Raw genomic sequence first — 20,868 nt, 5'->3', positions numbered from 1 at the left:
GCTATTTCCCTCAGCCTTCGTCGTCTTCCTCGTCGGGTTCGTTCGCGCCGTTTTTCGTGGGCGCCGCGTTGCGATTGCGGAAATCCTTCGAGTGCAGGCCGTGCTTTTTCAGCAGCATCTGCAAGTGCGATCGATTCATATCGATGCGCCGCGCGAGTTCCGCGACCGTCCCGCTGACTTCACGCAGACCGCGTTCGAGGAACGCTTTTTCGGCGTCGTCGCTCGCGGCCCGCTTCGCGTCGCTCAACGACATCAGATTCGCGACACTGATCGGCTGCTCGCCGCTCGCCTGCCCGCCACTCGCCTGCGCCGCCGAGCCGGGCATCGCTGGTCGCATATCGAGCGGCAAGTGCTCGACGTCGGCCATCTCCCCGGCCAGACACGAAATGCGGTACATCACGTTGCGCAACTCGCGGATGTTGCCCGGATACGCGTAGCCCAACAGAAAGTCGCGCAAACGCGGCGTCAATCTGACCGGACGGCGTTTCAGCGTGCCCGCCGCTTCGTCGCCGAACCACGAAATCAGCAGCGGAATTTCGTCGCGGCGTTCGCGCAGCGGCGGCAGCGTCACGTGAATCACGCTGAGCCGGTAGAACAGATCCTCGCGAAACTTGCCTTCCTCGCTGAGCTTGCGCAGATTGCGATTGGTCGCCGCGACGATGCGCGTATCGACCGCGATCGTTTCGTCGGAGCCGACGCGCTGAATCTCGTGCGCTTCTAGCACGCGCAACAGCTTGACCTGGCCCGCGAGCGGCAACTCGCCGATTTCATCGAGAAAGATCGTACCGGTATGCGCGCTTTCGAATTTACCCTTGCGATCGTTCGACGCGCCGGTAAAGGCACCCTTGCGATGACCGAACAACTCGGACTCCAGCAGATTGTCCGGAATCGCGCCGCAGTTCACCGAGATGAACGGCTTGTCGGCGCGCGCGCCATTCGCGTGAATCACTTTGGCCATCAGTTCCTTGCCCGTGCCGCTTTCGCCGTCGATCAACACCGGCAAATCGGTCGGCGCCGCTTTTTCCGCGATTTCGAGCGATTCGAGCAAACGCGGATTGTCGCCGAACGTCCCCTCGAAAATGAAGCTGCGCTCGAGCAGCGCCTTGCGGCGCGCACCACGTGATTGCTCCGCGCTCACCTGCGGTTCGCCCGCGGTGGCGGCCTGCACGAAGCGCTCCTTGTGCGAAAGCTGCATCACTTCGTCGCGCAACGACGTGGCCTGCCGCAGCAGCTTGTCGATATCCGCCCGCTCGAGCCGCGACGACCAGCGCAGCGTGGAGCGCAGGATCTCGATCCGCTCGATCAGTCCCGCGTACGATATCGCGGGACTCGCCTCTTCAATCTGGTCGAGTATCTTCATGATGCGCTCAACTGTTTCTGCACGAGCTGATAGTACATACCGCCGCGCTGGATCAGCTCCTCGTGACGGCCCTGTTCGACGATCGCGCCTTCATAGAGCACGAGAATCTTGTCCGCGCGCATGATCGTGCTGAGGCGGTGCGCGATGATCACCGCCGTGCGGCCCTTCAGGATGTCGTGCATATTGCCGAGAATATTGCTCTCCGATTGCGAGTCGAGCGCCGAGGTCGCCTCGTCGAATACGAGCAGGCGCGGATCGTGATACAACGCGCGCGCAATGCACAGCCGCTGGATCTGACCGCCCGACAAACCGATGCCGCGCTCACCGACGACCTGCTCATAGCCGAGCGGCATCTTGCTGATGAAGCCGTGCGCGTCGGCCATTTTCGCGACTTCCTCGATGCGGCGGCGATCCGGCGCGTCATCGCCGCTCGCGATGTTCTCGGCAATCGTGCCCGAGAACAGCAGATTGCTTTGCATCACGTAGCCGATCTGCGCGCGAAAATAGGCCTTGTCGATCACAACGGAGTCGTAGCCGTCGATCGTCATCTTGCCTTCGCTCGGCTGATAGAAGCCGACCAGCAGCTTCGCGAGCGTGGTTTTGCCGGACCCGCTGCGCCCGACGATCGCGACCAGCTCGCCGGGCTTGATATCGAAGCTGATGTTCTCCAGCACATAGGCCGAATCGTCTTCGCCATAGCGGAAATACACGCCTTGCAAGCTGATGTCGCCTTGCAGCTCCGGCAGCATCACGCGCGAGGGCAAATCCTGCGGCTTCTGTTCGGGCTCGATATCGAGCACGTCGCCGAGCCGTTCCATCGCGACGCCTGCGTCGTTGAGCATGCTCCACAAGCCGACGAGGCCCATCAGCGGACTCAGCACGCTGCCCATGAACGCGTTGAACGCAATCAATTGACCGATGGTCAATTCACGCGCGAGTACCAGATTCGCGCCGACCCAAAGAATCGCAATCGTCGTTGCCGCATTCAGCAATTGACTGCCAAAGCCGACGAGTATGTTGAATGCGTGCGCGCGATACTGCAGTTCGAGCGCCTTCGCGTATTTCTTTTCCCAGCGCAGCCGCACCGGCCGCTCGATCCCCATACCCTTGACGGTCTCGACACCGGCCAGCGCTTCCATCAGAAACGACTTCGACTCGGTCGACGCGGTGAACACCTCGCGCGCGTAGCTCTTGATCTTCGGCGTCGCGACCACGGTGAGTCCCATGATTGGAATCACGAACGCGATCAACACCAGCGTCATCTTCACGTTGTACACGAACATGATCGTGAAGTAGATGAACACCATCAGCAGATTCAGCGCCGTCGTCACGGTGGATTCGGTCAGGAAAGCGCGGATCGTCTGGTTCTCCTGAAAGCGCGCGAAGATGTCGCCGGTCTTGCGTTTCGCGAAGAACGAGAACGGCAGCGACAACGTATGCTTGAAGAACTGCGACATCATCGCGAAGTCCATGTTGCGCACCATGAAGTTCGCCAGATACGCGCGAATCGTCGACATCAACTGCGTAAAGAGGTTGGAGATGATCAGCCCGCCGATCAGCATATGCAGCAAGCTGACGTTCTGATGCACGATCACGCCGTCCAGAATGTTCTGAATGATCAGCGGTGGAATCACGCCGAGCACCTGAATCACGAAGGTCGCGAGAAACAGGTAGCCGAGTATCTTGCGGTACGGCCTGAGATATCCGACGAAACGGATCCACGGCGAGCGCGAGGCCGATATCTGCAACAGTTGCGATCCGCCGGCAAACAACAGACAGGTGCCGCTCCAGCCCCGTTCGAAGTCTTCGACGCTCAGTTTTCTGAAACCGAGTGCCGGGTCCGCCACCCAGACATAGTCTTTCGACAGCCCGTACACGATCACATAGTGATAGCCCTCCCAATGCACGATGAACGGCAGGTCGAAGCCCTGCAGAGAATCGAACGTGCATTGCACGCCGCGCGTCGTGAAGCCGAGCGACTCGCCCGCGCGCGCGAGACTGTCGAGCGTCGCGCCCTGCGTCGTCACGTTCGCGAGTTCACGCAATTTGCCGAGCGTCATCGGAATGCCGTAATGGCGGCAGATCATCGCGAGACACGCGGCGCCGCAATCCATCTCCTCGGCCTGCTCGACCAGCGCGAAACGCCGGATGATCTTCTCGCCGAGTTCCGGCTTGCTGTGCAGGTCGAGTATCAGCGGCATCTTGCGCCGCTGTTCGAGCCGCTTTTGCCGCTGTAATTCGCGGTCGCCGTAGCGGATGCGCTCGTCGAGCACTTCTCGCAGTTTCGGATTGCGTTCGAGAATGAAATGAACGGTGCGCTCGGGAATGACCAGTAAGCGCGTGTCGGTGGTCGCGACGACAGATGCCATCTGCTCCTGGCGCATCAGACACGCCTTCTCGCCGAAGATCTCGCCTTCGCCCAGCGTCGCGAGCGTATAGTCGTGGCCCTCCTCCTGGCGCACGATGCGCACCTGGCCTTGCCGCACGACATAAAGCCGCCTGTCGTCGCGGCCGTCCTGTTTGAGAATCTCCTTGCCGGCAGGTACCCGTTTTGCGCCGACGCTGCGCACGTACTCCTCGAGTTCCGCCTTGTTCAGCTTGCCGCGCAGATCGAACAGTTGCGCGACGAAGCCGCCGGCCGAATTGATCGCGACATAGCTCGCGACGAAGGCCAACGCCGCGGCATTGCCCGCCATCACCGGTTCGATCGCGGCGCGCGGAATGAACAGCAATTCGGTCTTGCCCGACGACCGTACCGACGCTTCATGAACATACGTGCGCAACATCGCAATGTCGGCAAAGATCTCGCCCGACTTGCGCACGCCCATGCTGGTTTCCTTGCCGTGCTCCTCGGTGAAGATGCGCACCGTGCCCGAGCGGATCACATAGAGACCGTCGGCCACTTCTCCGGCCGAGCACACCGTTTCGCCAAACGCATAGAACTTCGCCTGCGCGGCGTCGGCGAGCCGCTCGATTTCGTCGCGCGAGAACGGCGACAGGATCTCCACCGATGCGAGAAATTCGGCGGTGGAAGGCGCGGATGGCGCGGTCTGGGGGGCATCCATGTATCGGCGAGCCTCGCTTTATCGGGCGCTAGTCGGGGGCTAGCGCGCTTCGATCACGTGTTCCTGGGAGCGGGCAATCAGCCAGCTTTCGCGCAGCAAACGACGGATTTCGGTGGCCACGTCGGCATCGAGCGTGGCCGGATATTTCGCCGTCACCGCGAAGATCTCGAAGCACGAACGGTCCGCCGACGGAAAGGGGCCAAGCAGATCGCCTACCGCCGCATTGAAGATCTTCGCCTCGATATCGGGCTTCAGCGAGCCGCGCAGCACCTTGCCGATCACGCCGCCCGACTCGCGCGTATCCGCGATCGAATGCTCGCGCGCCATCTCGGCGAAGCTGTCGGGGTCATCGTGCAGGTAGGAGATCATTTCCTTCGCCTTGCCTTCGCTGTCGAGCACGATATGGCTGACCTCGATCGAGTCGAACTTCGGCGAATTCAACGCGAAGTAATCACGAATCGCCGCGTCGTTGCCGATCTCGTCGAGCATCTTCTCCTGATAGAGCCCGTCGGTAATGAACACTTCGAATTCGTCGAGGCTCACGTGCAGCGCGTCGAGATAATGATTCATGTCCGCCGCGCGATGCAGCCCGCGCACGCGACGAAACTGATCGGCGCGCTCCTGGATTTCGTCGGCGCTGACGGTAACGCCCTGCTTTTTCGCCGCATGGACGGTCAGCTTGTCGCGCACGATCTGCTCGATCAGGCTCTCGAACTGGCCGGTCAGTTTCAGAAGACGAATGAATTCTTCCACGTCCACGACTTCGTCATCGATACGCACTATCGCGGTCATTTGCTCCGCTCCTTTCGTAGATGTTTGATTCGCGCGCTCAACCCGCCACCTCTCTGAACGGATCGAGACCGAGATCGATCAGGCGCCGCTCGCGCACGACGATTTCCGCGCTGGCGGTCATGCCGTAACGCAATGGATAACGCGTGCCGGCCACCTGGTAGTAGTCGCGCTCGAGCGTGACGCGGCCCTCGTAGACCGGTTGCTTGTCCACCACGGACGGCTTCGTGGCCGGCGAGATATACGCGAGCGTGCCGTTGATCAAGCCATAGCGTTGATACGGAAACGCGCTGAACTTCAGTTTGACCGGCAGACCTTCGTGCAGAAACGCGCGGTCATGTTCGGCGATCTCGATCTTCAGCACGGGCCGCGCGTCTTTTGGCGCGATGCCGCCGAGCGGCGCATTCGCCTGAATCTTGTCGCCGCGCTGCGTCGACGTGACGTCGGTGATCACGCCGGAAACCGGGGCGAGAATCAGCAGAAAGTTGTCTTTGTCGATGTTCTCGAAACGCACGCGCGCGGCCGCGTCGGCTTCGAGGCGAGCGCTTTGCAGTTGCACGCGCAGTTTGTCTTCCGCGTCGGTGATGTCGCGCACCGCCGAATCGTATTGCAGTTGCAGGTCGGTGCTTTGCTGGCCGCTCGTCGCGAGTTGCGCATTGGCCTGCGCATATTCATGACTGAGCCGGAAGTCGAGCTCGGCCAGCTTCGATTGCGCGACACGGTAGGCGTTATCCGCCTCGAGCGCGGCCGTGCGTTTTTGCTCGACCTGCAATTCGGCGATGCCACCGCCGCCCGGCTGCGCGAACAGCCGCGAATAGCGATCGAGTTCCTGATTCGCCGCTTCACGCGTGCGGCGCGCATTGTCGAGCGAGCTGCGCGCCTCGTCGAGTTCGGCTTTCTGCCCCTCGGCGAGCTTCGTCGTGCCTTCGGAGACGCGGTTCTCGTGCAGCCGTTCCTCGACTTCGAGTTGCGCCTTCAGCGACGCGGCCTTGCGTTCCAGCAACGCCTTCTTCTCCGGAAACTGCTTCCATTCGCGTTCGGCGTCTTCGAGCTTCAGTTGTGTCTGTAATGCGTTGCTGGCGGCCTCGATCGCGCCGCGTGCATTGAGCCGCGCGAGCACGTCGCCCTTCGACACCGGCTGCCCCTCGGCGATGTATACATCCGCGAGCTCGCCATCGATCGGCGTATAGATGCGTCGCACTTCCGACTCCGGCGCCAGGGTGCCGGGCGCACTGACGATCACGTCCGCGCGGCCGACGAACGACCACAGCAAACCCGTGACGACGAGCGCCACCATCGCCCAGATCAGCGCGCGCGCAATCCGCACCGGCTCGGACGTCAGAATCGCGATGCCTTCGACGCTATGATCTTCGAGCGCCTCCGACAACGGTCTAGGGTGAGGGTCGCGCTTCACTCTGATCGCCTCCAATCAACGCGAGCTTGGCTTTCAACAGGCCCGGGTCCAGCACCATGCGCAGCTCGGTCAACGAGCGGCGCTGCAAGCTCGCTTCGGCTTCGATGTCCGCGAGCAGACGATCGAAGTCGGCGGGATGATCGGCCTTCAGCTGCGTATAGATGCGCATGCCCTGGCGCGCGGCCGTTTGCGCGTCGGTCAACAGACGCGCCTCGTTGCGAAAGCCCGCCGAGATGCCGGCTTCGAGCCGCTGCGTGCCGCCGATCGGACCATTCGCGCGATATTCCTTCCACAGGCTCTGCGCACGCAGCAATAGGTCCTGCGCTTGCGCGAGCGCCTTGTCATGCAACGCGGCGACGTCCTTCTGCAGCGACTGCACGAACCATGCATCCGTTTGCGGATCGAGGCTCGCGTAGAACGACAGCACACGCTGGTCGTAATCCTTCGCGCCGCGCGCTTTCTGCAGATCGTTGTATTGATCGGACAACGCCTTCTTGTGCGCCGCTTCGGCCGCGAGCACGTCGGACCAGGGACTCGCCGGCATCGACTGCAATTCGTTGAGCGCGGCCTGCGCGTCGCCGCGCTGCCACGCGGCATCGACCGCGTCCTGACGTCGGACGATTTCCGCCGACGGCAAACGCGTGGCCGCAAGCTGCTGGTATTGCGCCTGAAACGGCGGCGTGCTGAAGTGCGCCGCTTTCATCATCGCGAGCAACGACGTCAATTGACGGCTCAGCGCGGCATTCAGCAGCGCGGTGTACTGGCGCAAATCGTCACGCACTCTGTCGAGCCCGGCGAGCCGCGGATATCGCTGCGCGTAATCGTCCAGTACCGGGGGCAGCGCGTCGGGCTTGTCGCGCGCGAGTTCGGTTTGGATCACGCCATTGAGCCGATCGATCGCGGCGACGTACACCGAGTCGTCGCTTTCGAGCTTGCGCAGATGACTGAGCGCGTGCGCATAGGGCTCCGCGAACACCGGCACATAGCTCGCAATGCGGTCGAGCGCGCGCTGGTGACTCGTCGCGTCGTCGTCCCAGCGGTGCAGCAGACCGTTGATCGTCGCTTCGTCCACATACATGCGGATCGGCGCGTCGACGCCGCCGCGCGCCGCCACGAAGCGTTCGAGATCGCCGACCCACTGCAATTCGCCGACCAGCGACGCGGCATCGGCGTTATTCGCGCTCAACGTCTTCATGTCCTTGAGCAGCGCGTCGGCCTGGTCGAACTGCGCCTTTTGCAACGCATCGATCCAGCCCGGCAATTTCGCTTTCAACAGCGCCTCGCTCGCGAGCGCACGAACCTTCGTGTCCGCCGGATGGGTGGCGAGATAACCGCCCGCCACCGTGACGGCGCTCGAATAATCGCCGCTCGCGAGCAGGTTCTTCAGCTCACGTTCCGATGAACCGTGCAGATACAGGCCCACGCCGAGCGCGACCACGATGGCGACACCCGCGCCGCCCCACGCCGCCGCGCGTCGCACGTTGGTGCGCTCGCCATCCGCGAGCACCTTGCGCAACTCGCCGGCGACCATCTTCCAGCGGCGCGGCTTGCCCCTTGCGGCGGCTTTGCCGCTTCCATCAGCCGCGCCGCCGCTGGCGTGGGCGGCATTCGCCGCGCTAGCCCCTTTCGTATTCTTCGCGCCGTTGCCGCTCCCGGCTCCGTCGCGCTTCGCGCGCGCGGGTCCGGGTTGCGCCGCTTCGTTCACTTCGTCTTCGCGTTGCAGTGCCGGATCGACGCAAAAGATGTCGAGGAACGAATGCGCCGCGCCGACGAAGGTCGTCTTGTCGGCATCGGCGGCGCTATCGGCGGAAGGACGGAGGGAAAGCTGGGTCACGGTGGGTTCGACGTCGGGTGATTTCTGTAGCGACACCCTGTAGACGAAGTGGTCACCGCCAAATGCAACGACGTCGCCATCCGCTAGCGGCAGCGCCGATTCGTCGAGCCGCCTGCCATTCACGAACGTGCCGTTCGTGCTGCCCAGGTCCTCCACGTAGAGCTCGTCGCCCTTCAGAAACAGGTGTGCATGGCGCCGCGAAATGTAATTGACCTGATGCGGATAGCGGTCTTTATAGCGCGCGAAAATCTCGTCCGTTTTGCTGACCAGAAACGGAAAAGCCAGCACGTCGACCGGTTGCAGCGCGAGGTCGTCGCGTTGCGGCACCAGCAATAGATGCGTGAGGGAAGAAGCGCTTCCACTCTTGACGGTACGCGCGCGCGGCTCGAGGCCGACGCGATAGCACAGCTCGCCGCCGAAGCAGAGTTCATCACCCGCGCGCACGCGCGCCGGCGCTTGCCGCACCGCAACGCCGTTGACCGTCGTACCGTTCTTGCTACCGAGATCGGCAACATAAATCGCGCCATGCTCGACGAAAACGCGCGCATGCCGACGTGACAGACCGGCGGTCCATTGAGGGGGATAGTCGTTGAACGGCGCTTCGCTGCGGCCGACGGCGAACAGGTTGTCGACGATGCGAATGGCGTCGAGCGCGGGGCGCTGCGCGCCGGCCAGCGGCGTCAACACCACGTCGAAGGACGCGTCCTCTGTCGCGCGCATTTCAGCAATCGGAGCTTCGCCGGGGGCCATTTTATCTGGATCACTAAGCGTTGACCCATCGCGACGAAGGCGCGGGGTGAACGGGACGAAGAACAACAGCGCAACGATGGTGTTGCGAAGAGCCACGTAAACGCAGACCCCTAAAGGATTGTAAGTCACGCATGGCGAGTGTCAATTTGGTTATCGTTGGTTGGGAAGAAGGCGGGTAAGCCGTCAGCAGACGAAATACCCGCGCGGTACGCCAACTCGTGGATTAGCTCAACGCTTCGTTACTTCGCTTTGGCCTGCGCTTGCACATCGACACTCGGCCAGCCGCCGCCGAGTGCTTTATAGAGCGTTACCGTATCGGACAGAATCAATTGATGGTTTTGCAGCAGCGCCTGCTGCGCCTCCAGCAAGGTCCGCTCGTCTTCGAAAACTTCGAGTTGCGACACGACGCCCAGGCGCAATTGCGACTGGATCTGAGCCGCGACGATTTGCAGGCGATCCACCTGCTGCTGCAATTCCTCGTGCTGCGCCTTATGGGCACTCAGATTGACGAGCGCATTTTCCACTTCCTCGAATGCGCCCATCACGGCCACCCGATATTGCTGCTCGGCGACTTTCGATTGCGCCTCGGTCACCTTAATGTGGGCACGCACGCCCGGATCGAACAGCGGAAAGTTGATGCTCGGCATCAGGCCGAACGTGAACGACTTCAGCAGCTGGTTCAGCGCGTAGCTCGCCGTGCCGCCCTGCGCGGTGAGGCCGATGCTCGGCAACTGCGCGAGCTTCGACTGACCGACGAGGTCATAGGCCTCGAGCACCCTGAATTCGGCCGCCACCACGTCGGGCCGGCGCGAGAGCAACTGCGCGGGCAACCCATCGGGCACGCCTGGCAATTTCACGCGCTCCTGCAGATGTCCCGGCGGCACCTGGAATTCGCCGGCCGGCACGCCGAGCAGCGTGCAGAGCGCATTGTCGGCAACCGCCCGCGAGCGGCGGATCTCATACAGATCATTTGTGAGCCGGTTGATCTCGGCCTGCTGGCGCAAGACCTGGGTCTGCGGCACGAGTCCGTTGCGCGCCTGGCCCTGGTAGATCGTCAGGATCTGGCGGTTCGTGGCGATGGTCTTCTGCTGCTGTTCGATCTGGTCGTCGAATTGCAGGATCTGGAAATAGGTACTGGCGACATTCGCGACGAGTTCGAGATACCCCGCGCGCCAATCCGCCTCGCTCGCGTGGAACTCGGCCTTTTGCGCCTGCACGCCTTTTTCGACCTTGCCCCAGATGTCGATGTCCCAGTTCACCTGCAGCGCGACGTTATACGTCGTCGTGGCGGGCTGGCCGGTCGTCTTCGTGTAGTCGACGCCGGCACCGAGGTCCACCGTCGGCAATGCAGCGGCCTGATTCTCGCTGATCTGGCTGTGGGCGACTTCGATCCGCGCGGCCAGCACCCGGATGTCGAAGTTGCCGTCGATCGCCTTGTCGATCAGCGTATTCAGATACGGGTCCTGGAAGCCTTTCCACCAGTCGCGCTCGATCGTCTCCGCGGCCGACACCGGCGCGCCGTTGCGATCCGACCACGAGGTCTTGGCCGGCGTATCCGGACGTTGATAAGCCGGCATTCTGACGTCGACGCATGCGCTCAGCGCAAGCGCGCACAGCGTTGCCGCGCAGATGCCGCGCAGCACGCGGGTCATGCCGCGCGACGCTTTGGTTGCAGCAGAAACCCGCTGAAGGTCGGGCGAATCACACGACAGATCGAGCGACGATTCCGGCAATGCTGACACGGTGTTCTCCAGTTGCACCCGCCTGTTTCGCGCGAGACGCCCGGCTTCAAAGGCCGAGCCGCTTCCGCGCAGCTTCGGCAAGGAAGCGGCGGAAAGGTCTTTGCGGGGAGCGGCGGATACGCGAAGGATGCGTGGAAAGGACGATTGGGCGAGCCGTCTTTTTGAGCAACCCGCCCGTTGCGGGGGGGAACATACGCGGCCGTTCGGGCCGCGAATGCGCCGCGCCGCTCAGTGTTAGTTGTTGACGTTGCTCGCGTAAATGGTCGGGTTGATGTAGGTCGTCGTACCCTCGACCAGCGCCGAATTGTTGCCGTTCGCGCTTTGGATGTTCATTTCCGTGTTGATCGACTGCGTCGTGGTGGTGTTCTTGATGCTGGTCGGCGCAAACACGGGCGCATAGTTGTAGTACGACGGCGACAGCGGGAAGCAGTAGCCGTTGCCGCCGCGCACGGCGCTCATCGCCTTGCTGTCGAGCTGTTCGGTGTTGGACAGGTCCTTGATCATCAGCGTGTTCATGGCAAATCTCCTGGAAAGGGAAAGCGCATCGTTGTGCGTCGGGGTTCGAGCAACTTGTCTGCTCGGACGCTACTGATGCATGGCTTATGCCAGCAACGCCCCGCTTTCCTCAATCGCGTCCTGAACGCCTGATGGCAATGGCCTCCCCGAGCCGGCCCGTTCTCGCGGGGCGTGCAGGCGGGAGAGAAACACACGTGAATGGTGGTCGACAGCCAACAGTGCGCGCGACATTGTTGGCTGCGTGATGACAGTCGACAGTCAGCGCGCAATCACCGTGATCTTCTTCGAGTACACCGGTGGGTTGTGCGGCATATGCATGTCGTCGCCCATCAACAGCTGCAACGTATGCTTGCCCGGCGGCAATTGAATCATCGTTTCGGTTTCGCCCGCACCGAAATGCAGATGATGGCGATCGGACGGAATCTCCTGATCCATCGGCGGCAGATCGGTATCGATCAAAAGATGATGGTGGCCGGTATTCGGGTACTTCACGCCTTTCGGCGCGACGCCCATGAAGCGCAGACCGAACCAGACGCGAAAGGGCTTATTGGCGGGCACCACCTGGCCATCGTTCGGATAGCCGATATATGCATAGGCATCGGGCGGCGACGGGGTCGCTGCCGACGCGCCTTGCGGCGCGCTCCCGGCCGTCAGTGCCGCTACGACGAACGCCGCGGCCGCAATGATCTTGTTCATCAGGACTCTCCGTTCCGGCTTGACCAGTTCGAACGAACGGATCGCGTTAGTCTTTTAGCACGGTGATGGTGATCTTCTTCGAATACACGGGTGGTACGTGCGGCACGTGATTGTGGTCGCCGAGAATCAGCTGCAGCGTGTGCTTGCCGGGCGGCAACTCGATGCGCGCGTCGGTTTGACCCGCGCCGTAGTGCAGGTGCTGGCGATCCGACGGAATCTCCTGATCGAGCGGAGGCAAGTCCGTGTCGATCAGCAGATGATGGTGGCCGGTATTCGGAAACACGACGCCCTTCGGACACACACCCATATTGCGCAGCCCCATGCGCACCCACAGCTTGCCGCCGTGAATCACCGCGCCGTCCGACGGCCAGATGATGTACTCCTCGGCGCCGGGCGGTGACGCCGTCTGTTCGGCGCGCGCGATGCCGCCAGCGCCTAGACCGATGCAGACCGCGACGAGAGTCGCGTTCGCCGCCGCGCGCAATCCGGTGCAAACTGCTTGCGCCGCATGACGCCTGCCGAAAAGAAGGGAAACACGGGTTCTTCGCATAGCGCACTCTCCCGAACAGGAGTCATGGCTGGGCCCGGCTATCGATGGCCTTCCGGGTGTTCGAGCGGCATGTCGCGCGTGTAAAGCGGCGGACATCCACCTAGTTAAAACGACCGGGTGACGTGACTTTGTGAATCAGCTTAGGACGTAACTTGCCAAAAAGATACGCAATGCTCGTTAACCGTATGACGCGTTAAGGACTCCCGGACAGTTGCGACGCGAAACGCGTGCTATCGTTAGTGAAAGGCGCGCGCAAGGCGGCGTACGAACGCCTGAATTCTGTCCGGTACAAACAGGATATAAAGATGTGGCGACAATTCCTGCTGGTGTGCGTGGTTGGGGCAATCCAGGCGCAGTGGGACAGTGCCGGTGCCGCGACGCAACGTGAAAACATCGAGCCGCGCGCGGCTTCGGTGGCGAGCAATGCGGGGCGACCGGCAGATGCCGCGTGGCTTGCCTCGCCATTCGCTGCGTCGCGCGAGAACACACCTTCCCGGCGTGTCGCGCTCGTGATCGGAAACGGCGAGTACGGCAATGCCTCGGAGCCGATCCGCGCGAACGCGCCGCGCGACGCCGCCGCGATCAGCGAAGCATTGCGCGCGCGTGGTTTCGAAGTCATCGCGCGCACCAATGCTACGCCGCAGCAAATGCGCGACGCCATCGGCGAATTTCAGCGACGGTTGCAAACAGGCGCTATCGGACTGTTCTATTTCGCCGGACACGGCATGCAAATAGGCCGGCAAACGCTGCTTCTGCCCGCGGGACTCGATACGCGAACGGATATGCGCGCACCGGTCTCGTTACTCGAACGTGGTGTCGACCTGAATGCCGTATTGCATGCGATGCAATCCGCTCGCACGGACCGGCTCAATCTCGTGATTCTCGATACCTGCCTCGACGATCCGTTTGCGTCCGGTGTGGTTGCGCTCGACAAGGCGGAGATCTCTGCCAACACCGTGATTGCCTATGCAACCGCACCGGGCGGTTTCGCGGCCGATGGTCCGTTGCACGGCGTCTATACCGGCGCTCTGCTGCGGGCACTGCACGATGCCGACGCATCGTCTGAACCGCTCGACGTGTTGTTCCGACACGTCGCCGCCCAGGTACGTGCCGCCACGCGCGGGGCGCAGCAGCCGTGGCTTTCGACGTCGGCTGCTTCTACTCCCGCCAGCGAAACCGCCATCGCGTCATCAGATGCGTCGGACGATCCCGCCATCACGCTGCGCAGTCGCGGCATCATGCCGAAAGAGAGCGGCGAACAATACGAAATCACGTTCTGGGAGTCGATCAAGGACAGCAACTACCCGGCGGATTACGAGGCTTATCTGAAGGCCTATCCGAATGGCCGTTTCGCCACTCTCGCGCATGCGCGTATCGATCGATTGCGCGCGGCGGCGTCGAGTCCCGCGGTAAGCACCACGCCGGCCGCGCCGCCAGCCGCACCCGCGGCGCAAAGCGGTCATGCCGCACAACCCGCACAACCCGCGCCGCCCGCACCGGCCGCGCATCCCGCGACGCAAGCGAGCGCGGCCACCCCGCCGCCTCACCCCGCGGCTGCCGCGCCATCTCCAACGCCGCCCGCCACAGCGGCCGCGCCACTCGCGCAAAAAGCGGTCGCCCATCCGCCCTCGGCCGGTGAGATTCGCGATTGCGCGGCCTGCCCGATCATGGTCCCGGTACCCGCGGGCACGTTCGCGATGGGCAGCAATACCGACGATCCCTCCGAAAAGCCCGTGCATCACGTGACCATTGGCTCGCCCTTCGCGATCGGCAAATTCCCGGTGACGGTCGAACAATGGAATGCCTGCGTCGCCGCCAATGCATGCATGAAGCTGACGCCGGAAAGCAATGCCAACAAGGCCGCCCCCGCGCGCGATCTCAGTTGGGACGACGCGCAGCAGTACGTCAGATGGCTCAGCAAGGTGACGGGCCAATCGTACCGTCTACCGACCGAAGCCGAATGGGAATACGCGGACCGCGCCGGCACCACGACCGCCTACTGGTGGGGCGAACAGATGCGCAAGGGCAACGCCAATTGCAAGGACTGCGGCGACCCGTGGCACAAGGAAGGACCGGAAAACGTCGGCATGTTCGCCGCGAATCCGCTCGGCTTGTACGACATGAACGGCGGCGTCTGGGAGTGGACCGCCGACTGCTGGCACAACACCTATCAGGGCGCTCCCCTCGACGGCCACGCGTGGGACTCGCCCGGCTGCGAGATGCGCGTGATTCGCGGCGGTTCATGGCGCGAAGGCGGCGACTACATGCTCAGCGCGACGCGCTTCAAATACAGCGCGGGGGTGCGTCAATCGCAGGACGGTCTTCGCGTCGTCAAGGATCTGCGCTGATAGCGTTTGCACCCGCCAGCCGCATCTCCACCAGTCCCCAACGGATCATGGCGAGGCAGCCTTGGTCGTAATCGGCGCGAAGTCCGCCAACACACGATCCTGTCCATACTGACCGCCGATCTGCGTGAGCCGTGCCTGAAGCGCGCGCAGATAATCGGCGCGCGTTTCGCTTTCTGGACGCAGCTTGTCGAACAGCGCCACCGGCGTCACCACCAGCACCACCATCTCCGAACCGAACGGCTTCGACACGGTCCAGTCGCCCGCGCTGCTGCCGATCGTGTACGAACCGTTCGCCTGCATCTGGTTGTCCGGCGAGAGATGACTGGGCACCATGTGCACGACGTGACCGTCGAGCTGGTAGTAGTCGACGGTCGCGAATGAATCGAAGCCAGGCGCTTTCAGGTCGACCACCAGCGAGTCATGCTCGGTCAACAGGCCGCTTGCCGGACGCATCTGCAACGAAGCAGCGCGTCCCACTTGCCAGTTGCGCACCAGATACGGCGCGAGCGTTTTGACGATGTCGCATTTGTCGTCGGCGACCGGGCGCACGTCGAGCGAAACCGTCTCGACACCCGGCAGCGCCGCCAACGTCTCCTTCAGATGCGCGGCACCGTAACGCTGAGGCACGAAGCCGCGTACCGTCAAAGCGTGATCCTGCACCGCACCCGACAAAGCCGAACACGGCACCTTGTCGAGCGTGGGCATGACCGCGGCGAGCGTCAAGGCGGGCTTCGGCGCAGGAGCGGGCGGGGATGCCGGCGGCGACGAAACCGACGGTGTCGGGATCGACGTCGCAGCCGCCGACGAGGGCGTTGTTTGCGCTACGCTCGTCGAAGACGCGACTCCGGACGCGCCATTGGCCCGGTCGACCTGGTCCCCCTGCGAATTCGCTGCCTCGGTTTGCGCGGCCTGCCGGCTGGATCCCGAGCGAAGGGCCAGCACGCCCACGGTCGCCGCACACACCATGGCCAAACCCGCGAGCCCGACCCACGCCAGCGTGCCCGACTTCTCCGCGCGCGCTTCATTGTCGAACTCGGCGATAAAGCGCGTGACGCTCGGCATCCGCGTATTGCGATCGAACGACAAAGCGGCACGCAACGCGCGCCACTGTCGCGTGTCGAGATTCGGCGGACGCTGCGGTTTGAAATCGGAATTGCGCGCCTGCGTGGCCGACAGGCGATCGAACGGATGATGTCCGGTCAGCAGTTCGTAGGTGATACAGCCAAGCGCGTAGATGTCGTCGCGCGGGTCCGGCTCGCGATGCTCGATCATCTCCGGGCTCGCATAGGCGGGCGTCAAAGCACCCAGGCTGCCTGGATCGAACACCGTCGCGTCGCTCTCCTCTTCCGGCCGCTGGAATACCCGCGCGATGCCGAAGTCGATCACTTTCACTTCGGCGTTCGTGGTCAGAAATACATTTGCGGGCTTGAAATCGCAATGGACGAAGCCGCGCTCGTGCGCGTACGCGAGCGCCGCGCACATGCCGCGCACGATCGGCAGCGCGGCCCGTACCGGCATGCCCTGATAGCCGGGCGTGCGCAGCAGCTGGCTCAGTGGTTTGCCGCTCAGGTACTCCATCGTCAGATAGACGATCGGCCCGTCGCGGTCGAAGTCGTAGACCGTGATGATGTTGCGATGCGCGAGCACCTGCGCCTTGCGCGCCTCGCGCTGCAACGCGACTAGCGAATTCGGATTGCCACGGAACTGGACATTCAGCACCTTGATCGCGAGATACGGCTTGCGATCCGACGCTTCGAGCTTGCGCAGATCGAGCGCCTTGTAGACGGTGCCCATGCCGCCGACGCCGAGGCACTCCTCGAGCACGAAGCGATTATTCAGCGTGTCGCCGATGCCTTTGATAGTCTCGTTGGCGGCGCTCCCGGTAGCACTCGCGGTGCCCCCGAGGCCCGCACTGCCCTCACTCCCCGCGCTCGACGAACGCAGCGACGGCAATTCGACCGTGGTCTGGATGCCGGTTTCCTCGCCGCCTGCCGCTACGTTCGACACGCGCAGCAGCTCGATGCGCCGCCGCACTTCCAGATAGAGATCTTCGGGTAAAGGCGCCTGATGATGCGCGGAGTACAGCGTCTCCAGCAGCCGCGTCGGACCGAGTTGTTCGGTCGCCAACGCGCTGTCGAGCTGCGCGACGAACTCGTCACGCGACAGCTCGCCGCTCTGGTAATCGAGAATCACACGCGCAAGGCTAGCCATTTGTGCGAAGCACCGCCGTTACCGCTGGACCGTGTCGCATGCGACCGACGCCACGCGGGTCGATAGAAAACCTGACGTAACCAGTTACATGTGCCTTTTCGATACTAGCTCCCGGTGCGCGCTTTCGCAAACCAGGCAAACCAGGCATGCATCGCGTGTCGCGCGGGGTTCTCGCTCGCGCGATGTCGTGCGTGAACCAACAGGCCGCCCTGCGATGTCGGACTGCCACCACCGGTCGGAGCGCTGCCACGTGCCTGGCGCTAACCGGCACCGTCCCCGAACCACACGCAAAACCCTTATGCGACAAGGCTTCACAGAAATCTTCAGGATCCTTGACTAAAACTGGCACAGCCTGTGCGTTAGTGATGTCCGAGCAAACGAATTGCTCGAAACCACTCGCAACACTGCGAACACATCTTTCTGGAGACTTACCATGAAAACGCTGATGATCAAAGACCTGTCCGTCACCGAACAACTCGACAGCAAAGCCATGCAAGCGGTACGCGGCGGCTTCGGCCCGAGCCAGTACTACACCTTCGCACCGGTCTATGCGCCCACCAGCATCAAGACCAGCAACACGACGCAGACGATCGCCAACGAGCTGAACTTCCAGAACGCCAACGGCAACAACGTTGCGCTCGCCGGCGACATCTCGTCGAACCTCAACCCGTATCTCGTGGAAAGCAACACCAACGGCCACTAATGCGTGGCGCGGCGAGGCGCCCGCTCGCGCGGGCCGCTTCGCCGCGAGCCATGCATGTCCGTTTTCCTTTCGTCTTTGGAGAAACGCCATGTCATCCCTCATGATTCGCGATCTGTCCGGCACGCGCGAACTCGACCGCCGGGCCATGTCCGGGATCGCCGGCGGCACCGGCAGCAACGTGCCCATGCCCACGGGCGGTCTCGGCAGCCTTGCCGGCTTCGCCAATGTCAACGTCGTAGTCAATCAGAATCTGGTGCAGCAGCAAAACGTCAACGTCGCCGTGCTCAACGACGACGGCGTGATCGGCGCTGGTATCCTGCCGCTGAATCTGAAAGTCGACCCTACGCTGTGGGGCGCCAACTACGCCAGCGTGGGCTCCAAGTACCCCGCCGCTTGAGCCCGGGCAGCAGCGGGGGACCGGGGGTTCCTTCACTGCCCTGGCAACATCATGGACACGCGCGCCGCGATTGGATTTCCTATACTTATAGTGCGTTGAGACCTCAGTACAACGAACGAGAGACCGAATTTCTTCCAGGCACGGCGGCCGGAACCCCGACGGGTCTGGCCGCCTGAACGTTTTTCTGGAGCCGTCATGGCCAAGCTGATCATCAAGGATCTGACCGAGAGCGTCCAACTGGACCGTGAGGCGATGGCCGCGATCGTCGGCGGCGCGCACGTGGGCGCGCGCTCGAGTCTCGCCGCGCCGCTGGTGCCGGCCGCGACGCGGGTCGTCGAGTACCCGCCGGGCTTTCCGACCGCGCATCTGCGGATCGCCGAAGCAGCCGCGCCGCGCAAGCGGCAGCGCCGCTAGCACGGCTGGCTGTAGCATTGCACGATGACGGCACGCGCACCGGGCGCGTGCCGTTTCTGTTTGCGCTTCGATGAGGGCGTTGCACGCTTGCGTTCGCCGAGCGCGACATGGCGCGGCAACCCAACCATTCCCACGCGATTCGTGGGGGGCGGGCGAACACTTCGACCCGCAAGCGCGTGCGCTTTCAGTGCGATTCAACGGGCCTACCGCGCGCATCCTTGCCTGGCTTTGCATGGCGACCCCCGCTCCAGTTTGCGGCTCACATCCCTCATATTGGCATAGGCCTTGCAGAAATCGGAGCGGGCGCCGTACGGTGCTCGCCCTTCCAAGCCAAGGAGAAATGCCATGAAAGCCACTGTGATCATCAAAGACTTGCCGCCTCGCGCTGACGACGCGTCCGACCAGAAAACGCTGACCGTCGAACAGATGAAGACGCTGCGCGGCGGCCGCTCGGTAGTCGTCACGGTGGACGGCAACGGCACGGGTACCGTCGACGATTGGGAAATCAACACCGCGATCTTCGAAGGCCGCATCAGCGGAACCTATCTATAGGACGCGCGACGTGTCCGCAAATGGAAAGACGGCACCCGCTCCTCTGCATGCGACGGGTGCCGTTTCAATTGACTGGCGAAATCTCCGCACGCGGCGCGCGCCGCTCCCTGATCCAACGAAAAGATCGGCCTCGGGTACATGGTTTGCTCCCTAGGGATAACCCCTGCGGCCTTGTAGCCAAGCCAGGTCAGCAGGGCTCTATCAACCACGCGGAGGTCATACCATGCTAGGAACCATTCTTCTAATTGTGCTGATACTGCTGCTGATCGGCGCTTTTCCAGCATGGCCACACAGTCGTGCGTGGGGCTATGGTCCGACCGGCGGACTCGGCGTCGTACTGATCGTCGTGATCGTGCTGCTGGTCGCCGGCGTGATATAGACCACGCGTGTCGGATTGAAATACCGCTAGCCGCCGTCTACCCGCGCGAAGCCGCGCGCCGGTAGGCGGCGGCTTCGCTTTCGTCGTCGCCGCAGCACTCAGGAGATGGGCCGCCTCGCATGAGGTCATGCCGCGTCGTAGCGAGGCGCCGTTGTCCAGGCACGCTGCCTGCTGAAACTCCTTCGTAATTCCAACTTCAATATACGAAAGGAGATGACATCATGCCTTACCTACTTGGCTGGTTGCTTGGCGTTCCGTTGATCGTACTGGTGATCCTGTATCTGATTTTCCATTGATGGATCAAGCGGCGGTATGCCGATCGATCATCAGCGTACCGCCGCCATCAGCGCGCCCATCCCTACCAGCAAGCTTCCCATCAGACGGTTCACGATGCGCAGTCGCGTCGGCCGCTGCAGAACCGCGCGCAGACGGTGCGAGAAGATCGCCGTCGACGCAACGCCCAACGCGAAGATCAGCGCGAAAGTACTGGCCAGCAACAGGTACAGATGGTTGGCCGACCAATGTGCTTCAGTCGACGACATACTGATGAACTGCGGAAAGAAGGACGGAAAGAACAATAGCGTCTTCGGATTCAGCCCCGACGTCGCGAAGCCGCGCCAAAACAATCCGCGCTGTCCGGCGCTATCGGGCGCCACTGGCGCAGTCGCGAAGATGCCGCTTCTCCATTGCCTGAAGCCCAGATAAACCAGATAAATCGCGCCGGCCCAGCGCAGCACGGTCAATGCGCGTTCATCGATCAGCAACAACGAATTCAGGCACAACGCGGTAAATGCGAGTTGCAGCAACACCGCGCAGGTGCCGCCCCAGACGCACGGCAATGCCGCGCGCCATCCGGTGCTGAGCGCCTGACTCATCGTCAGAACATTGACCGGGCCGGGCGAATAAACCAGAACGGCGGAAGCGAGAAGAAACGAAACGTACAACTGGATCGGCATCGGCAAATCTGCGGGCAAAAGAGGGTTGCGATAGACACATGCGACACATGCGGCGACATGCGTCCATGCCCGGCGAGCGCGCCTTCCGGCGCGGGTAACGCCGGAATTCGCCCGCGTGCCGCCTTCCCGTGAAGGCGGCGAGACACCGGAAAGCGGCTTGTGGCCACGGAGGATCGCCGGCCCGAGGCCGGC

At 62.8% G+C, this 20,868-nt stretch carries 17 protein-coding genes and 1 pseudogene; 7 read left to right on the top strand and 11 right to left on the bottom strand.

Annotated features, from left to right (window positions below):
• Positions 1-10: 10 nt before the first annotated feature.
• From CI15_RS22175 to CI15_RS22135, 9 genes are all read right to left on the bottom strand, one after another.
• The gene (locus CI15_RS22175; protein ID WP_062131084.1) at positions 11-1,363 is read right to left on the bottom strand and encodes a sigma-54 interaction domain-containing protein; all 1,353 of its coding nucleotides are present in this window, start codon (positions 1,361-1,363) and stop codon (positions 11-13) included.
• On the bottom strand, positions 1,357-4,425 hold the full coding sequence (locus CI15_RS22170; protein ID WP_062131081.1) for a peptidase domain-containing ABC transporter: 3,069 nt from the start codon (positions 4,423-4,425) through the stop codon (positions 1,357-1,359). The genes CI15_RS22175 and CI15_RS22170 overlap by 7 nt, the downstream gene beginning before the upstream one ends.
• Positions 4,426-4,464: 39 nt before the next feature.
• Complete coding sequence (locus CI15_RS22165; protein ID WP_062131078.1) at positions 4,465-5,217, bottom strand: peptidylprolyl isomerase; 753 nt, start codon at positions 5,215-5,217, stop codon at positions 4,465-4,467.
• Between the two features lie 37 nt (positions 5,218-5,254).
• On the bottom strand, positions 5,255-6,628 hold the full coding sequence (locus CI15_RS22160) for a beta-barrel domain-containing protein (protein ID WP_062131075.1): 1,374 nt from the start codon (positions 6,626-6,628) through the stop codon (positions 5,255-5,257).
• Positions 6,606-9,212, bottom strand: coding sequence for an FHA domain-containing protein (locus CI15_RS22155; protein WP_062131072.1), 2,607 nt, complete (start codon positions 9,210-9,212; stop codon positions 6,606-6,608). Before CI15_RS22155 ends, CI15_RS22160 begins: the two co-directional genes overlap by 23 nt.
• Before the next feature lie 239 nt (positions 9,213-9,451).
• A complete protein-coding gene (locus CI15_RS22150; protein WP_062131655.1) occupies positions 9,452-10,864 on the bottom strand; it encodes an efflux transporter outer membrane subunit in 1,413 nt (470 codons plus the stop codon).
• 324 nt (positions 10,865-11,188) lie between these two features.
• A complete protein-coding gene (locus CI15_RS22145; protein WP_062131069.1) occupies positions 11,189-11,470 on the bottom strand; it encodes a hypothetical protein in 282 nt (93 codons plus the stop codon).
• Positions 11,471-11,728: 258 nt separating this feature from the next.
• Positions 11,729-12,166, bottom strand: coding sequence for a DUF4399 domain-containing protein (locus tag CI15_RS22140; RefSeq protein ID WP_062131066.1), 438 nt, complete (start codon positions 12,164-12,166; stop codon positions 11,729-11,731).
• Positions 12,167-12,212: 46 nt separating this feature from the next.
• Complete coding sequence (locus CI15_RS22135) at positions 12,213-12,716, bottom strand: DUF4399 domain-containing protein (protein WP_062131063.1); 504 nt, start codon at positions 12,714-12,716, stop codon at positions 12,213-12,215.
• Between the two features lie 305 nt (positions 12,717-13,021).
• Between CI15_RS22135 and CI15_RS38280 the strand changes: the two are divergent.
• Both CI15_RS38280 and CI15_RS38275 read left to right on the top strand, forming a co-directional pair.
• Positions 13,022-13,855, top strand: a pseudogene (locus CI15_RS38280) (caspase family protein); the annotation flags it as partial.
• 99 nt (positions 13,856-13,954) lie between these two features.
• Complete coding sequence (locus CI15_RS38275) at positions 13,955-15,064, top strand: formylglycine-generating enzyme family protein (protein ID WP_420915872.1); 1,110 nt, start codon at positions 13,955-13,957, stop codon at positions 15,062-15,064.
• 45 nt (positions 15,065-15,109) lie between these two features.
• Here CI15_RS38275 and CI15_RS22125 read toward each other — a convergent pair whose 3' ends face one another.
• The gene (locus CI15_RS22125) at positions 15,110-17,275 is read right to left on the bottom strand and encodes a serine/threonine protein kinase (RefSeq protein WP_062131059.1); all 2,166 of its coding nucleotides are present in this window, start codon (positions 17,273-17,275) and stop codon (positions 15,110-15,112) included.
• A 433-nt stretch (positions 17,276-17,708) separates the two neighbouring features.
• Between CI15_RS22125 and CI15_RS22120 the strand changes: the two genes are divergently transcribed.
• The 5 genes from CI15_RS22120 (at position 17,709) to CI15_RS35605 (ending at position 19,720) form a co-directional block, all read left to right on the top strand.
• Positions 17,709-17,978 carry a hypothetical protein gene (locus CI15_RS22120; protein ID WP_062131057.1) on the top strand — a complete coding sequence of 90 codons (270 nt, stop codon included), beginning with the start codon at positions 17,709-17,711 and terminating at the stop codon, positions 17,976-17,978.
• Positions 17,979-18,066: 88 nt separating this feature from the next.
• Positions 18,067-18,375 (top strand): hypothetical protein, encoded by a 309-nt coding sequence (locus CI15_RS22115; RefSeq protein ID WP_062131055.1) that lies wholly within the window; start codon positions 18,067-18,069, stop codon positions 18,373-18,375.
• A 195-nt stretch (positions 18,376-18,570) separates the two neighbouring features.
• The gene (locus CI15_RS22110) at positions 18,571-18,789 is read left to right on the top strand and encodes a hypothetical protein (RefSeq protein ID WP_062131053.1); all 219 of its coding nucleotides are present in this window, start codon (positions 18,571-18,573) and stop codon (positions 18,787-18,789) included.
• A 345-nt stretch (positions 18,790-19,134) separates the two neighbouring features.
• Positions 19,135-19,341, top strand: coding sequence for a hypothetical protein (locus CI15_RS22105; protein WP_062131051.1), 207 nt, complete (start codon positions 19,135-19,137; stop codon positions 19,339-19,341).
• 223 nt (positions 19,342-19,564) lie between these two features.
• The gene (locus tag CI15_RS35605; RefSeq protein ID WP_075643756.1) at positions 19,565-19,720 is read left to right on the top strand and encodes a DUF3309 family protein; all 156 of its coding nucleotides are present in this window, start codon (positions 19,565-19,567) and stop codon (positions 19,718-19,720) included.
• A 326-nt stretch (positions 19,721-20,046) separates the two neighbouring features.
• Here CI15_RS35605 and CI15_RS22100 read toward each other — a convergent pair whose 3' ends face one another.
• Positions 20,047-20,676, bottom strand: coding sequence for a LysE family translocator (locus CI15_RS22100; protein WP_062131048.1), 630 nt, complete (start codon positions 20,674-20,676; stop codon positions 20,047-20,049).
• Between the last annotated feature and the right edge of the window lie 192 nt (positions 20,677-20,868).

The organism is Paraburkholderia monticola, assembly GCF_001580545.1.
Taxonomy (GTDB): Bacteria; Pseudomonadota; Gammaproteobacteria; order Burkholderiales; family Burkholderiaceae; genus Paraburkholderia; species Paraburkholderia monticola.
The sequence above is the reverse complement of the archived record's forward strand: the minus strand, read 5'-3'. Positions and strand labels throughout refer to the sequence as shown.